The sequence below is a fragment of the Cyclobacterium amurskyense genome (genome assembly GCF_001050135.1).
Taxonomy (GTDB): domain Bacteria; phylum Bacteroidota; class Bacteroidia; order Cytophagales; family Cyclobacteriaceae; genus Cyclobacterium; species Cyclobacterium amurskyense.
Window position 1 is genome coordinate 3885784 of record NZ_CP012040.1, and the last position, 17699, is coordinate 3903482.

General features: G+C 38.2%; 10 protein-coding genes. 2 read left to right on the forward strand and 8 right to left on the reverse strand.

The genetic code is table 11. The features are described 5' to 3' along the window. Positions 1–8 precede the first annotated feature (8 nt). The 8 genes from CA2015_RS15990 to purL all read right to left on the reverse strand — a co-directional run bounded on the left by CA2015_RS15990 (position 9) and on the right by purL (position 15385). Complete coding sequence (locus CA2015_RS15990; protein WP_048642802.1) at positions 9–3164, reverse strand: efflux RND transporter permease subunit; 3156 nt, start codon at positions 3162–3164, stop codon at positions 9–11. Positions 3165–3207: 43 nt separating this feature from the next. Next, entirely contained in the window at positions 3208–4353 is a 1146-nt protein-coding gene (locus tag CA2015_RS15995; protein WP_048642803.1) for an efflux RND transporter periplasmic adaptor subunit, read from the reverse strand. A 911-nt stretch (positions 4354–5264) separates the two neighbouring features. After that, positions 5265–6914, reverse strand: a complete 1650-nt coding sequence (locus CA2015_RS16000) for a hypothetical protein (RefSeq protein WP_048644572.1) — start codon at positions 6912–6914, stop codon at positions 5265–5267. Between the two features lie 496 nt (positions 6915–7410). Continuing rightward, the gene (locus CA2015_RS16005) at positions 7411–8064 is read right to left on the reverse strand and encodes a hypothetical protein (RefSeq protein WP_048642804.1); all 654 of its coding nucleotides are present in this window, start codon (positions 8062–8064) and stop codon (positions 7411–7413) included. Between the two features lie 13 nt (positions 8065–8077). Next, a complete protein-coding gene (locus CA2015_RS16010) occupies positions 8078–8581 on the reverse strand; it encodes an RNA polymerase sigma factor (protein ID WP_048642805.1) in 504 nt (167 codons plus the stop codon). A gap of 486 nt (positions 8582–9067) precedes the next feature. Then, positions 9068–10075: an LLM class flavin-dependent oxidoreductase gene (locus tag CA2015_RS16015; RefSeq protein ID WP_048642806.1), complete on the reverse strand. Its 1008-nt coding sequence runs from the start codon at positions 10073–10075 to the stop codon at positions 9068–9070. Positions 10076–10308: 233 nt separating this feature from the next. Next, a complete protein-coding gene (locus CA2015_RS16020; protein WP_048642807.1) occupies positions 10309–11406 on the reverse strand; it encodes an alkene reductase in 1098 nt (365 codons plus the stop codon). A gap of 289 nt (positions 11407–11695) precedes the next feature. Beyond that, positions 11696–15385, reverse strand: coding sequence for a phosphoribosylformylglycinamidine synthase (gene purL, locus CA2015_RS16025; protein ID WP_048642808.1), 3690 nt, complete (start codon positions 15383–15385; stop codon positions 11696–11698). A 343-nt stretch (positions 15386–15728) separates the two neighbouring features. On the opposite strand from purL, the gene CA2015_RS16030 reads away from it, so the two are divergent. Then, positions 15729–16337: a TetR/AcrR family transcriptional regulator gene (locus CA2015_RS16030; RefSeq protein ID WP_262485585.1), complete on the forward strand. Its 609-nt coding sequence runs from the start codon at positions 15729–15731 to the stop codon at positions 16335–16337. 4 nt (positions 16338–16341) lie between these two features. Next, a complete protein-coding gene (locus CA2015_RS16035; RefSeq protein WP_048642810.1) occupies positions 16342–17688 on the forward strand; it encodes a TolC family protein in 1347 nt (448 codons plus the stop codon). Positions 17689–17699: the final 11 nt, after the last annotated feature.

The window sequence follows — 17699 nt, forward strand, 5'->3', positions numbered from 1 at the left end:
TTCAAATTTTAGGCTTCTACAGGAATGTTTTTACCTGGTTTTTTTCTGGTCTTTTCATGAAGATGTTGAAAAACCATATAAAGGGTAGGGATGATGAAAATCCCAAGAATTACACCGAAAAGCATTCCTCCTGCAGCACCAATACTAACAGATTTATTACCTTGAGCAGAAGCACCCATCGTTCGCATCAAGGGAATCAACCCGGCAATAAAGGCAAAAGAAGTCATGATTATAGGTCTAATTCGCAGTCGAGAAGCTTCCACAGCTGCATTGAATATGCTCATGCCTTGTTTCCTCTTTTGTGCGGCAAATTCAACAATCAAAATTGCATTTTTTGCCAGTAAGCCTATAAGCATGATAATACTGACCTGCACATAAATATTGTTGTCAATTCCTGCAAGATTGATGGCGACAAATACACCTAATAAACCACATGGGATTGACAGTAAAACGGCAAATGGAAGTAAATAACTTTCATATTGGGCTGCCAAAAGGAAGAAAACAAATACAATACTTAGAATGAAAATGATGGCTGTTTGAAAACCTGATTCTTTCTCTTCCAAGCTCATCCCTGTCCATTCATAACTATAATTGGTTGGCAGTTCAGCTGCAATTTCCTCAATGGCATTTAATGCATCTCCAGTACTGTAACCATCCGCAGGTGTAGCATTGACAGTAATTGAATTAAATAAATTGTAACGATTCACTATTTCTGGACCATTTACTTCTTCGAGTGTGACCATGGTATTGACAGGCACCATTTCTCCGAGATTATTTCTCACAAAAATGGCATCCATGGATTTTTTCTCCGTACGATAAGGAATATCTGCTTGAACAAAAATCCTATATTGGCGACCAAATCGATTAAAATCTCCAGATTGAAGTCTTCCAAAATAGGCTTGTACAGATCTCATCATATTTTGCACACTCACACCCATGTTCTTGGCCTTTACATAATCAATGTTCATTTGGTATTGAGGGAAATTAGCATTGAAGGTGGTGAAGGCCTTTTCGATTTCCGGTCTTTCATTTACAGCAGCAATAAATTCATCTGCTACTAAGTTGAAATCGGTAAAACTTTCTCCTACCCGGTCTTGAATAATCATTTCAAGACCTGAAAATTCCCCAAATCCTTGAACTGTCGGTCTAGCAAAAACATTGATTTCTGCTTCTGGAATATGGGACAGTTTGTTTTTTAATTCAGAGATTAATGCATTGATTTCCTGAGTTTCACCACGTTTGTCTATAGGTTTAAGGTTTATGTATCCCATTCCAAAAGAAGGGCTAGGGGCATTTTCCATTACATTAAAACCTGAAATACTATTGACACTTCTCACCGAAGGGTGGTTTCTAAGAATAGAATCTACCTGATGCATTGGCCCGGAAGTTCTATGCAAAGAAGACCCTGGAGGCATGGTCAGGGAGTAAGTTAGGAAACTGTCGTCTTCTGCGGGGATAAATGCACTGGGTGTACTCCTGAACATCAAAACGGTTAGCACTAAAAGCACGACCAAAGCACTAAGTGGGATCCATTTTTTATGTAAAAGGTAGGTGACTGACCCAACATATTTATTTGTAAAGGCATCAAATCCAGATTCAAATGCCGTAAAAATCCTGTGCTTTATGCGGGAAAATTTACTTGCAGATTCATCTTCGTAAACCTTTGCAGGCTTTAACAATAATGCACATAAAACGGGACTTAAAGTCAAGGCATTTAAAGCTGAAATAAGGATTGCGAAAATCAAGGTGTAGGCAAATTGTCGATAAAATAACCCAACTGGGCCTTCCATAAAGCCTACAGGCACAAATACTGCAGCCATTACGATAGTAATTGATATAATGGCAGTGGAAATTTCTTTCATTGCTGCTACCGTTGCCTTTTTTGCAGGCATTTTTCCATGGGTCATTTTGTGGTGCACTGCTTCCACTACAACTATGGCATCATCTACTACAATACCTATGGCCAATACCAAGGCAAACATGGTGAGTACATTTATAGAAAAACCCAGCAGTTGTAAAAAGAAAAAGGTACCTATCAATGAAACAGGAATTGCGATTGCAGGAATAATGGTTGATCTTAAGTCCTGTAAAAAGATAAATACGACGATGAACACCAGAATACAGGCCTCAATAATGGTATGAACAACCTGATCAATGGATTCATCGATTTGGTTTCTTACTGAATAGGAGATTTCATAAGTAATTCCTTCAGGGAAATTTTTAGAGATTTTCTCCATTACCTCCCGGATCTTCTGATCTATTTCTTTGGCATTGGAGTCACTTGTCTGGGTGATATTAATGGTGGCAGAGGGTTTTCCATTTACGGTATTGTCACTACCCAAATTAGAAGCACCTAGCTCTACCCTGGCAATATCTCTTAGGTATAGAATGGATCCATCTTTGTTGGATTTAATGACAATGTTTTCGTATTCTTCAGGCGTACTAAATCGGCCTTTGTGCTTGATAATGGTTTCAAAAATCTCTTCTGAAGTTTCACCAAATCTACCAGGAGCTGCTTCAAAGTTTTGGTCATTGATTTGATTGGTTATGTCTTGGGGCACAAGACCATAAAGTGCCAGTTTCTCTGGGTTTAGCCATACCCTCATGGCATAAGTTCTCCTTCCGACAAAAGAGGCTTGGGCGACACCTTCTACTCTTAATAATTCCCGTTTTACATTTATCCTGGAATAAGCCTGTATAAAGGTCTCATCATAAGGGGTGTCTTCACTTTCGGCAACAATGTTGATTGTCATAATATTGCCACTAAGCCGTTTTACTACGGAGATCCCTTCTTGAATTACCTCGGGAGGTAGTTCACCGATCTCTCGGGAGATACTGTTTTGAACATTGACTGCGGCGATGTCCGGATCAGTCCCTGGCTTAAAAAATATATTGATGCTTCCTCTTCCCGAGTTCGTGGCCTTGGAGCGAATGTAGGTCATGTTTTCTACCCCATTGATGGCTTCTTCCAAAGGTAACAATACAGATTTAGCAACCGTTTCGGCATTTCCACCAGGATAGCTAACACCTACGTTTACACTAGGCGGTGCAATATCAGGAAATCGAGTTACAGGGAGTCGCATCAAACTGATCAGCCCAGCAATCACTATTAAAATCGAAATAACTGAGGCCAAAACAGGCCTGTCTATTATTTTCTTAATCATATAAATAAAAGTTGGTTGTTGTAGTTTTAAAGAATCAGCGTTTTTAAGGAAGCTGTTTTTGTTGGTAGGCTTCCACTTTCATCCCATCTTTAATTTTATTCACTCCCGATTGAATGATTGTTTCTCCCTCGGAAATGTTGTTCGGTTTCAAAATATAATTTTGACCTGCTTTGCCGGAGATATTTACCTCTTTCCTTCTCACCGTACTGTCTGGCATAAGGGTGAAAACAAAAGTTTTGTCTTGAACCTTTGTTATTGATTCTTGTGGAACCATTAATACATTTGGATGGATTTGTTCTAAAATGATTTTACCTGTATTCCCACTTCTAAGAAGTTTGTCCGGGTTATTAAATTTAGCCCTTAAGGTGATGGCTCCGGTATTTCGGTCTATTTGACCAGCATCCGCATCAATTACCCCTTCCTCCGAGTGGATGGTCCCATCTGCTAGTATTAATTTCACATTTGGATTTAACCTTCGGGCTGTTGAGTCTTCTTTCATCTTTTTGTAAAAGAGGTAGTTGGACTCACTCATCGCGAAATAAACATAGACCTCGCTGATGTCTGATAAGGTGGTTATTGGTTCATCATCACCTTTCGATAATAAATTCCCTACACGCATGGGAATCAGTCCTATGTATCCACTTACAGGAGCTTTTATTCTTGTGAATTGCATATCGATCTCACTAGTAGCTTTCAAAGCCTGTGCTTGCGCAAGTGAAGCCTTGGCCACACCGAAATTCGATTGGGCAGTTTTCATTTGTACCTCAGAAATCACTTCATGGTCAATAAGCGGTTGTAGCCTTTCCATTTCGATTTTGGCATTCTCTAGTTTTGCCTTTTCTACCTCTACTGCTGCTTGTGCATTTTTGAGTCGCTCTACATAAGGTTGGGAATTGATACTAAATAATAGCTGTCCTTTTTCAACAAAATCCCCCTCATCCACATGGATTTGATCCAATAATCCCTCAACTTGTGGACGAATCTCAACGTTAACCTTGCCCTCAATTGCGCCTAGGTATTCGAATGTAGTGATCGCGGAATCTTTCTTTACGGTAGTCACCGGCAATGAAAGTGTTTCTACTTTCACTTGTTCTCCCTTGCTGTCACAAGAATAGTTTGCCAAAGAAAGTGCTATTATTCCCGTTGTCAACAAAATATTTTCGCTGAAAATTAATTTTATTAGTCTCATTATTTATATAAAATTTTAATATTCTTCTGGCCGTATAGGTTGATAGTCGACCGTTTGAATGTTTTCTTCAGTGAATTATTCAAAAAGTATTCCAATAAAATTGGTGATGAATGGATTAAACCTTATTTGACTGGTTATCTAGAGGCTTAATTGTAATTTAATAAAGAAAAAATAGCCTTAAATTATGTTTAAAGGCAGTTTTATTCAGATCACATAGGCTTATTCTAAGAAATAATTTTATTAAAAAAATATTTATAGAGATCGATTTTTAGGCGGATAGTAAGGGGGGGGCAAGGTCAAGAAAGAAAATTTTGACCTACTCAAATATTGGAGTACACTAAAAAATAGATAGGGATTGTGGCTTTTTACCTCCTTAACATAAGTTGGTATATCTGTGGAAATATAGGATTATAGCTAAGATAATTGATTTTGAAATGAATCCAAGGTTATCGTAAAGATCAAAATAGGATCAATTAGGAAGAGAAATACCTTTTTGGTAAGCAAAATTTGTAGAATTTGAAAAATGATTTTCTAAATCATCTAATTAAACCCGGATTATGTAATAGGATTTCTCCGCCCTGACAATGGTCAGGGGTGAAGCCTGTCCCATGTTTACGGGAAGTGTTGCAATCGCAAGAAAATAAGACTGTTTGGAGATTTTAGCATATTACCGCTATGGTGAAATTGAAAACAGCAACGAAGTGGCTGATTTTAAAGCGATTTCAGCACGTAATAGAATGTCTATTGCATATTTCGGGTTAAAAAGTGTCAGCCTGAAATGTATAAGATCCATAATGCAAAAAAGCCTGCTCTGAATACCAGATTGATTCAGGCAGGCTCTATTTTGTTTTGTAAGGCTATTATTTTTAGCTTATTAACTATAACGGTCCATGAAGGAAATTAACTAACATTTATTTCCTAACCACCTTCACATCTTTAAACATGTATGGATTGTCACTTACTCTCAGACTTTTCCCACTTTTAGTAGTAACATCTTTGAGGATGACTTTTTTGGTTTTAACGTAAGGATATTTCTCCTGATAAGAGTCGTCAATATTTTTAGAATTGAAATTAGTGAAAATAGCTGGCCCTTGATAGTTTTCTGGATGGTTAGAATCATCTATTTGCAAATTTTCAATTGTAATTTTCTCCGGCATATAGCTGGTATAACCAAAATCATGTTGGCCTGAATAAGACCCGCTGATAAGTGCAGCATTGGATTCTTTACCTCCGTTAGGGATGAAGATACAATTGCGGATAATTAATTCCCCCTGCCATGTGCTACCATAATCGGAGCGAAGGTTGACAAGGCTTCTTCCCCGAAGCGTGGAATTTTCCAATAGTAAGGTTCCACTACCGATGGCATTGATACCCATGTGACCGAGGGTGGAGTTACGAATAGTGGCATTAGCTACCCCTTTGTGGGCATCAAACCTTGAAAAGGTACAAGAATCGAAAAGTAAATTTTTGCAGTAGTTTGAGCCCATTATACCCCAATAAGTTCGGTCATCGATATCGTTTGTCTGACTGCAATTGATGAAAGAGACATTAAGTGAATTTCCAACTAAAATGTCGTAAGTCCCCATAGAGACAGGTTTTCCTGCTGATCCTGTGGTATGGTAGGTTTTGTGTCCGGTAAGTACGGTGTTTTTTACAGTAACGTAGGAACAATTTCTGATGGTTAGGAATCCCCCATAGGGTGCACCGTGCTCTCCTTCTTTTGTTACTTCATGTCTAAGGCCATCAACGATGACATTAGAACGCATTATAGCTATATTTCGACTATAATAGTTGTATTTGGATTCATCTTGATTCGCAATAGTTACAAAACGGCCACCTTTGATGTTTAGCGTCTTATCATCTATTGGTAGTGCAGTGATTTCTGTGATTTCATCAAAGTCCCAAATGATAGGCGCATCCATGTCAACTTTACCGTTTTTATCGACAACAAAAATATCAGTTTGCGAAGATCCGTTGTCCTGATTAAGACCATAGCGTATATAGTGTTTTACATTGGCATTGGTCACAGTAACAAGTGAAGCAGTAGGTAGAGAGACATCGATTTTTTTCTGCCCTCTTTTCAAGGAAGTAATTCCTTCAAGCTTAAAAGATTCTAAGTTGGAATTGACAATAAAAATAGAGGCCTTGAGATTTTCTACATTAGTATCGTCAATAATGAAAGTTGCTGTTCCGAAATCTGTGTCTGTTTGAATATAGGCAGTTCGTTCTTTTCCACTTATAAAGTATTTCGCATTGTTATCTGCTTTTACTTTTAGAGAATGCTGGTTAGCAAAAGCGTGGGCACCTGCGATAGCATTCATGTCATCGGTTTTCCCATCTCCCTTGGCACCAAAGTCACTGTACTTAACCAATCCATCTGATTTGAATTTAAGCACATCCTTAGGTGAAACATTCACATGCAATTCACCATTTGACTTGGCCTGTATTTGTGTTGAATTCTTATCAGATGTTATTACTACATTTCCATGTGGTTTTTTGGTTTGCCCATGTGATACAAAAACACAGGTGAATACAAAAAACAAGAGGAGCACATTTTTCATCATGGGGTTATTTTTAGGAGGTTCGGTTGAATTAATATTTAATACGTTTGATAGTAAATCAAAAGACAAACTGGTGATTTTTATGCATAAATGCAAAAAACATTATACAAGGGTAAAGCAATAATTCAAGGCCGTTGAAAGTGTTTTTAAATTTTATTGTCTGTATTCTTAAATCCCTCCATTCTAAATTTCAAGTCTATATGAATTAAAACCTTTTGTCTCGCCTGAGCCATGAACTGACCTTATATTTAATATAGCAAAGGCTTTATAAACATTTTCTTAGAGTGTTTTACTAAAAGACGGAGTTGTTTTATTGGCTAAGCTTCTTTAATTACGCTTTGCTTGCATCACCTCCTTTTAGAATGGGGGAGATTGCAATGGAATTGGGAATATTATCCCGCATAAGCCTTTCTAATCTCATAAAACCATCACTCTCAGTAAGCTTTACCCTGCAATTGAATCCAGCAAAAGCATTCCTTTGAAAGCTTAATTTTTATTAACGGTAGTTTTTGATTTCCATTAGATGTTCAGTTGCTTTTTCAATTTGTTTCCCTCCCGCCATATCAATAAGCCATTTCACCTTTTTATCAGATGCATTTTTTGGTTTCATATGAATAAAAATCCAGATAGCAGCCAATGTGAATAGGAACGTAATTACAAGCTGAATGACTAGCCAAACCATTGGAATATTGGAGGAAAAATCTATAAAACCAAGCTGAAATAGTGTGTAAAAGGGTAGTTGCAGGTACCAGAAACGCATGTCTCGAACCAGGTTGAATTTCAACTCCATCAATTCTTGCTGTATGGCAATAACAGGCCCCGTAAAATCAATTTGGCTGGCCATAACCAGGTGTTTGATGTAATCAATAAATACTTTAATATTGATCAGGAAAATTACAGCAATTGCCACTAGGAAAAAATTGTTGGCAAAAGGAGAATACTTTATAGTATACGCTAATAGGCCTCCCAAAATAAATAGATAAAGCGAACCGAATACCAATCCCGTGATTTTTTCAGCCTTGAGGCCAAAAAGCGCTTTTTTAGACCTTTGACTTATTTGTTCTTTGAGAATTTCTGTGTTCAACTTCAAAATCTGTTCAATTTTGCTGTCTTGTGCTTTCCATAAATTGAGAATATTTTGCTCTTTCATTTTTAATATTGGTTTATTTTAAAAATTTTTCTTTTAATTTCTTTTTTAATCTACTTAGTTTAGTAGCCACATTAGATTCTGATATACCCATAATATTGGCGATTTCAGCATAACTTTTTTCATCCAGATAAAGCAACATTAAGGCCCTATCGAAATGTTTGAATTCGCTTATTAAGAGGTAGAGTTGCTGAATGTTTTCATTTTGAGTACTTTCTTTTGGAGCCGCTATTTGGATAAATTGATCTTCCATAGGAGAGTTTATTTGGGCTCGTACCTTTTCCTTTCTGTAATTCGATATGGCAACATTTAAAGCGATGCGATATAGCCATGTTGAGAATTTGAATTCTTGTTTATACTTTGGAAAAGCCTTCCAAACTTGGATAGAAATTTCTTGAATTAGGTCTTTAATTTCATCCTCATTGTTTCCATATGATCTGGCTACTTTGTAAAGGATGCCTTTATTTTGTTCAAGATATTTTAAGAATTCATCCGAAAGCTTGTTTTGAGAAAATGTCATTGGGATTACTTTTCTTAATGATTCGTTATTTTAAGAAAATAATCACAGGCATTAATAAAAAAATATAAAAATCACGTTTTATTCTAAATATCAAGATATCGCTAAAAATGGGATTGGGCAATAAACCCAGTCGGAAATTTCCTGATTTCATGGCTAAACCCCATCTGAATAGGGTTTTAAAGTCATTTTAACCCGGATTATGTAATAGGATTTCTCCGCCCTGACAATGTCAGGGGTGAAGCCTGTCCCGTGTTTACGGGAAGTGTTGCAATCGCAAGACAATCAGACTGTTTGGAGATTTTACCATAGCACCGCTATGGTGAATTGAAAACAGCAACGAAGTGGCTGATTTTGAAGCGATTTCAGCACGTAATAGATTGTCTATTACATATTTCGGGTTTAATACATGGGCTTTTGTGGTTAAAGCAAAAAAAAGGATAGGTGAAAATGAATCACCTATCCTCCTTCAAGAATTATATTTATTTTTTATTCATATTGGCTTTGCTTTGAAAGGGCTTTTAAAGCCTCCGCAGTGTATTTAAAAGATTTAAGTCTTTTTTCATGCTCATAGATATTCGTGGTTACCATCACCTCATCTAGGTCATATAGCTCAATAAAGTTTTCTAAGCCTGCTTTGACCTTTTCAAAACTTCCAATAAAAGCATATTTGGTCATTTGCTTGATGGCAGCCTCTTCATGTAGTGCCCAAATTCCACTCATGTCTTTGACTGGAGGGGAAAGTGGGTAAGACCTACCTCTAACAATTCCCAAAGCCATTTGGTAAAAAGAAGTGGCTAAATATTCAGCTTCTTCATTGCTGTCAGCTATAACAACATTTACACATGCCATTAGGTAGGGTTTGTTGTTGTATTGAGATGGTTTAAAGTTTTGTTTGTAATAAGTAGCTGCCTGAGAGAAATAGGTTGGTGCAAAGTGGCTAGCAAAAACATAGGGCAAGCCCTTTTTAGCTGCCATAAATGCACTGTCCATACTTGAACCCAATAAATAAATAGGGATGTCTAATCCTTCGGCAGGAAAAGCGCGAACGGGAGAGTCGATGTTTTCATCAGAAAAGAACATTTGTAACTCTTCTAAATCCTGAGGGAATTCCTGTACGGTTTGCATCCTACCTCTCCTTAGAACTGCTGCGGTCTTTTGATCTGTACCCGGAGCCCTACCCAAACCCAGGTCTATTCTTCCGGGGTATAGGGTATCAAGGGTGCCAATTTGTTCCGCAACCATCATGGGGCTATGGTTGGGAAGCATAATTCCTCCAGAGCCTACCCTGATGGTTTTCGTTCCTTGGGCAATATGTCCCATCAAAACAGTAGGTGCTGAACTTCCTACGTATGGCATATTATGATGCTCTGCTAGCCAATATCGCTTGAATCCCCATGATTCTGCTTTTATGGCTACATCCAAAGCCCTTTTATAGGCATCTCCGGCATCATATCCTTCCTTAAGTAATGCTAAATCTAAAATTGAATAATTCATAACAAGTTGTATAGGACTTCAAACCTAATTTTGCGCCTTTTGGTTCCTAAATTAGCTTATCGATTCCTGTTCCTTTTAAAGGCTTAACCCTAAACTCTGCGAAAGATTATTTATAATAACAATGCTGATAATTGTAGGAAAACCAGAGCAGCCTCTTGTAAAAAACCTCACCGTAGATTAGCAGCGGCGAGGTTTTATAAAAAAACAACAATTTTATTTGAGGTTAAATCACCTTATTTCTCTACAAGTTTAGGGTAGTCTGTATATCCTTTTGCCCCAGGTGTGTAAAAGGTGGATTCATCCCAAGATGCCAATTTTTCGTTTGTAGTAAACCTCTCTACTAAATCAGGATTGGAAATATATAACTTTGCATAGGCTACTGCATCTGCAAGGCCTTCTAAAATAAATTGATTGCCTTTCTGCTGATCAAAACCTGCATTTATAATTATTTTTCCTTTGTAAATCGGTCGGTACCTTTTGGCAATATCAGTCTCCGCGTAGGGTATGTCCGAAACATCATTAAAGGGTTCGGAAAGGTGGAGATAAGCCAATTCATACCTATTAAGGTTTTCTATGATATAGTCAAATGTAGGAATACTTTCTTCGTCCATCGTCATTCCAAAAATCCCACTAAGTGAAGGATTTAATCTTACACCAATTCGGTTTTCTGGTACAACTTTCTTTATGGCATCGATTATTTCGAATAGGATTTTGGCTCTGTTAGGAATACTTCCTCCATATTCGTCCATCCTAACATTTGAAGTACGGCTGAAGAATTGATGCAATAGGTAACCATTAGAGCTGTGAATTTCTACCCCATCAAATCCTGCTTCCCATGCATTGGCTGCTGCATTTTTAAAATCCTCTATCGTTTGTTTAATCTCGGGGATAGACATTTCTTTGGGAGTGACAGTGTCCTTAAACCCTTTAGGTGTAAATGACTTCGATTTGGGATTTATCGCAGAAGGGGCTAGTGGAAGGGCTCCTTCATGGAAATCAGGATGTGAAATCCGACCTACATGCCATAACTGTATGAATATTTTCCCACCCGCATCATGTACTGCCTTTGTCACTTTTTTCCAACCTTCTACTTGAGCCTTGCTGTGGATTCCTGGAGTATTGATATAGCCGACCGCTTCTTGAGAAATTTGAGAACCTTCAGTAATGATAAGCCCTGCTGAGGCTCTTTGTTTGTAATATTCGGCATGTAAATCAGTGGGGGCTTTATCTTGATTGTCTGCCCTGCTTCGGGTCATAGGGGCCATTACAACTCTATTGGCTATTGATAAATCGCCAAGCTTTAACTTTTCTAAAAGTGGTTGGTTTTGCATAGTAAATACTGGTTTTAAACGAATCTGAAAATAATTTCTGTTCTTAGTCAACTAAAAACTTCTAACAATGTTGACTTTTTTATTACTAAGATTTGATGGCTACAATATCTGAACCAGTAATTGAAAAATTAGGGTATAGATGAAAAAAGGTTGGATTCAACTCGATTTTTCCTTGAAAATTTATCCAGAAATCAAGATATAGGCTGTGTTGAGAGTACCTACAAAAAAAGCTGGCTTCCTGAAAAAATCAGAAAGCCAGCCTATTTCTTAGTATATCACCAGATGATTATTAGGCACTGTGCTCTTCGACCCAGTTTCTAGCATTGATAAAGGCAGTTATCCAAGGGCTTACGTCCTCTCTCTGAAGACCTTCCGGATAATATGGCCAGTTCCAAGGCGCAATTGCCCGCTCTATATGAGGCATTATCGCAAGATGTCTTCCATCTTTAGATGCCAAGCCGGCTACATTATGGTCTGATCCATTGGGGTTTCCAGGATAAGCTTCATAGGAGTATTTCATGCCTATATTGTAACTTTCTTTATCAGCTGGCAAATTGAATTTCCCTTCCCCATGTGCAACCCACACACCCAGTTGAAGACCCGACAAGGATCCAAACATTACTGAATTGTTTTGTGGAATTGTAACATTTACAAAAGAAGATTCAAATTTATGGCTTTCATTGTGAAGCATGCTGGCTTTTTCCTCATGTTCAGGATTGATAAGGTCTAATGCCACCATCAACTGGCAACCATTACATACACCTAAACTGAGCGTGTCTTTCCTTGCATAAAAGTTGTCCAATGCATTCTTAGCTTTTTCATTGTAAAGAAAAGCTCCGGCCCATCCCTTGGCAGAACCAAGAACATCTGAATTTGAGAAGCCACCTACAAACACAATCATGTTTACATCCTCTAGGTTTTCCCTTCCTGATATAAGGTCTGTCATATGGATGTCTTTGACATCGAATCCAGCCAGCCATAATGAATAGGCCATCTCTCTGTCTCCATTGACTCCTTTTTCACGAATAATTGCTGCTTTGGCGCCCGTGGTTGTTTTCCTATTGGGGTCCAAATTCAATGATTCGTAAGTCCCTTTCCATTGCTCAGGAAAGGTATAGTTCAAAGGTTGATTTTTGTAATTTTCAAACCTTTCTTTTGCGAGCCGTTTCCCAGACTGTTGTTGGTCCAATAGGTAAGAAGATTTGTACCAAATATCCCTCAATACTGAAACTTCCCAAGATTTATTCAAACCATCAATTTTAATGGTCCCTGTAGCATTTACAGTAGCGATTTCCACTGCTGAAATTCCTTGAGAATTTAAGAAGGTAGTGATATCGGCTGCATCTTTTACTTGAATTACCAAACCTGGATTTTCAGCAAACAATGCTTTGATCAAATCTTTTTCCTTAAGGTTTGAAGCATGAATGTCTATTCCCGTATTCTGGTTAGGGAAACACATTTCCAATATGGTAGTGATCAAACCACCGGATGAAATGTCATGACCAGCTAGTACTTTGTTTTGCTTTATAAGGTCTTGAATGGTTGCAAAGGCACTTTTGAAATAGGCTGCATCCTTTATGTCTGGTACTTCGTTGCCAATTTTATTTAGCGATTGGGCAAAGGAGCTGCCACCTAATTTTGCATCATCCTTCGACAAATCTATGTATAGCAATGTTGATTCAGGGCTAGCCTTCAGACCAGGAGAAATAACATTATTTATATCTGAACATTCACCTACAGTGGATATGATAACTGTCCCTGGAGACTTTACCGTTTGGCCACTTGGGTACTTCTGGGTCATGGACAAGGAGTCTTTTCCGGTAGGAATGTTTATCCCCAAAGCGATAGCAAAATCACTTGTGGATTCAACTGCTCGGTACAACCGTTCATTTTCTCCTTCGTTTTTGGCTGGCCACATCCAGTTGGCACTTAGGGAAACCCCTTTTAGTCCATCGGTAAGTGGTGCCCATATTAAGTTGGTAAGTGCTTCCGCTATTGCCAATCGGGAGCCGGCTTCAGGACTTACCAAAGCGGCTATAGGAGAATGGCCGATGGAAGTAGCTATTCCTTTATTTCCTGAATAATCCATGGCCATCACTGCCACATTATTCAATGGAAGCTGAAGTTCGCCAGTTGTTTGTTGCTTGGCCACCCTACCAGTAACTGACCTGTCTACTTTGTTGGTGAGCCAGTCTTTGCAAGCTACTGCTTCTAATTGCAGCACATTGGTTAAATACTGCTCAAAATCTTGAACTTTGTATTCTGGTGCTTTAAAATTTTGCTTGGCTTTTTTGTCCACCAAAACAGTTTTTGGGGAAGACCCAAACATATGATTCAAACTCCAATCAACAGGTTTTTCTCCTGTCTGGGTGTTTTCAAATTTGAATTGCATGTCCCCAGTCGTTTGGCCAATATTATAAAATGGAGCTCTTTCTCGGTCAGCAATCTTTTTTATCTTGTCGATGTGAACATCTTTTACTACCAATCCCATTCTTTCCTGGGACTCATTGCCAATGATTTCTTTGGCAGAAAGGGTAGGGTCCCCAACAGGCAATTTTTCCAAATCAATGGTTCCTCCAGTATTTTCCACCAATTCAGAAAGGCAGTTTAAGTGGCCACCTGCTCCATGGTCATGTATTGATACGATAGGATTGTCCTCACTTTCAGCCAAAGCTCTGATGACATTTGATACTCTTTTCTGCATTTCAGGATTTGACCGCTGAATGGCATTCATTTCTAAGGAAAGACTAAGTTCACCAGTGTTTAGAGAGGAAACAGCGCTGCCTCCCATGCCAATTCTATAATTGTCACCACCCATCAGGACTATACGATCACCTTTTTCGGGATTTTTCTTAAGACTATAAGGGGCTGCAGTAAAACCAACTCCTCCTGCTTGCATGATTACCTTATCGAATCCCCAATGTAGCTCATCCTCATTGTGCTCGAAAGTCATAAGGCTTCCGCAAATGATTGGCTGACCAAATTTATTACCAAAGTCACTGGCACCGTTAGACGCTTTAATAAGGATGTCCATAGGGGATTGGTAGAGCCATTTTCGCTCCGAAAGGTTCTTCTCCCAACTTCTTCCAGCTTCTGATCTAGGGTAAGAAGTCATGTAAACTGCCGTGCCAGCTAGTGGGATAGAGGCGGTACCACCTGCCATCCTGTCTCTGATTTCCCCCCCTGACCCCGTAGCAGCACCATTGAAAGGCTCTACAGTGGTAGGGAAATTATGGGTTTCCGCTTTTAAGGATATTACGGTATCTATTTCTTTAATCTCAAAATAATCTGCTTTATCGGATGACTTGGGCGCAAATTGCAAAGCTTTAGGTCCTTTTACAAAGGCTACGTTGTCACTGTAAGCTGAGACTATTCCATTTTTATTGGCTTTGGAAGTTTCTTTGATTAACTGAAACAGCGTCATGGATTTTTCCTCACCATCTAAGATAAAGGTGCCATTGAAGATTTTATGCCTGCAATGTTCGGAGTTAACCTGGCTAAAGCCAAACACTTCACTGTCTGTCAATGGCCTGTCCAGTGATTTGCTTACACCTTCCAAATAGGCCACCTCTTCAGCATTTAATGCCAATCCCTCTTTTTCATTATAGGAGCTAATGTCCTCTATATATTGGATAGGGTCAGGAGTTTTTGCAATTGAGTAGACATTCTGCCCCAAACCTTTATAATGTCGTTGAAGCATGGGGTCGAAAGTACTGCCTTCAGTCCATGGGTAGAAGGCTTCAATTCTCAGAATCCCTTTTATTCCCATATTCTGGCTAATTTCCACCGCATTTGTAGACCAAGGGGTAATCATTTCCTTCCTGGGACCGATAAATTCACCAGAAATCTCCAGGTCTTCCAAATAATCGGCGCCTCCGAAAAGCCAGTTCAATTTCTCCAGTTCACTATTTTTTAACGCCTCATTGGTTTCAAGGGCGTAAAGGGTCTTCTCCGGGGATTGAAAAAACAAAATCTTCATAAAGGGATCAATAGCTTTTTTGAATGGGCAAATGTACAAAATTGGTTTTAAAATTTTGCAGTGCAGATGGAGTAAGAAACTGATTAGCTAGGATAACTTGAAAAAAATAGGAATTGCTCCTAAGTCAAAGAAATAAATAGGATGAAATTGCCCTTTTGGCTTGAAGTTTAAGTCGGAAGAAATCTTCAAAAACCCAATTTAATATAGCCTTTTTACAAAAAATATATAGTTCCTTTGTAGAGTTAAGAAGAATGAGTGTTAAAATAATAGAAATTCCTGAAGAAACTCTGAACCTTTTGATAGTTTCTCTAGTTTATTCCCTGAGTTAATCATTAAGGGATATTTGGAAACGAGACAAAATATAATTCGAATAGCACTAAAAAATTTTTTAGTGTACGGGGTAAGGGCAGTCACTATGGATGAAATAGCCAGGATTGCGGGAATATCTAAAAAAACAATTTATGAAGAATTCTCTAGTAAAGAGGAACTGGTCAACGCAGCAATAGAAGCATCAATAAAAGAATACAGGTGTGATTTAGATGAGATGGAAAGCATTGATGAAAGTGCTATTGACCATCTTTTACGAATGACAAGATATTTAAGGGAAGTTTTTACCAGCATGAACCCATTATTAATGCAAGATATTCAAAGGTTTTATCCGAAATGCTGGTTAAAAATAAATGAATTCAAAACTGAGAAAGTACTTCAAAATATTATTATGGTATTAGAAAAAGGCAAGGAATCTGGAGATTTTCGAATTGAAATCAATTCAGAGTTACTGGCCTACATGCGTATGGATCAAATCACCAACACGTTTACTTCTAATTATGCCAAATTCAGCCCAAGTTTTCTTGATTGTCAACTGGCAATTTTAGATCATTTTATACATGGAATTCTTACTGACCAGGGTAGGTCTAATTATTATAGGAAACTACAAACACAGGAATTATAATTTTATGAATTTTAAATCGATAATTTTCACCGTTTCAATTTGGGTTTTTGGCCATTGGTTTACGGATGTTCAGGCCCAGCAAGTAGCTTTTACTTTAGAAGAAAGCGTTAACTATGCGCTAGAAAACAATGCGGAAGCAAGAAGTGCCAATCTGGAGATTCAAGCAGCAAAAGGCTTGGTGGGCGAGCGAACTGCAGAGGGCTTGCCACAAATCACGACTAGGGTCAATGCAACCAAAAACCTTGTAGTACCTATTACTCCATTTCCTGCTCAATTTTCGGATCCGGAAGCTCCTGAAGGTACATTTATTGGTATTCAGTTTTCACCTGTCTATTCTGCCAACCTGACAGCCACTGTAAGTCAAATGATCTTTAACGGATCTTACTTCATAGGGCTTAAGGCGGCAAAAACTTACAAGCAATTGGTGGAATTTGACAAGGCCTTTACAGAACTTCAAGTGATTGAAAACGTGAAAAAGGCCTATTTTTCTGTTTTGGTAAGTAAGGAACGTGAAACCCTGATTCAAGCGAATTTAAATCGCTTGGATACACTTCTAAAGGAAACAGAGATTTTGTACCAAGAAGGCTTTGCAGAGAAAATAGATGTGACAAGGATACAAGTACAGAACAACAATATTAGAACTGAACTCAATAAAGCCAAAACTTCCACTAGAGTAAGCAAAGCCATATTGAAATTACAAATGGGTTTCCCTGAAGATAGGGATATTTCCCTGAGCAATGAACTTGACGATTTCACCCAATATTTAGATACCCAAAGGTTGTTAAGTGAGGAAGGTCAGCAAAGAGTCGAAGTAGATCAAATCAATACCAACTACGACTTGGCAGTTTTGGATTTGAAAAACAACCAGATTCAATACATGCCAAGGTTGGATGCCAATTATACATTTCAAAGAAATGCTTTCGGAGGTAATTTCTCCAAGCTATGGTCTGGAGACTGGTTTACAGGTTCAATTTTAGGGGTAACCCTGGAAATTCCAATATTTGATGGATTTACTAAAAGATATAAAATCCAACAGAACAGGGTGCAAATGAGGCAACTCGAAGTTCAAAAAGAATTTACGTTACAGAATATTGCCTTGGAAAAATTTCAGGCCAAACAGAATTTAATCAATAGTCTGCAGGAGTTGGAAGTTCAGCGGGAAAATAGGGATTTGGCATTGGAAGTTTTTAATATGGCTAAAATAAAGTACCAAGAGGGAGTTGGCTCCAACTTAGAAGTGGTGGAGGCTGATGCTACCTTGAAAGAATCGGAAACCAATTATTTTTCGGCGCTTTATGACACATTTATTGCACGAGTAGATTTAGAAAAAGCTTTGGGAATATTAAAATGAGAAAAGGATTA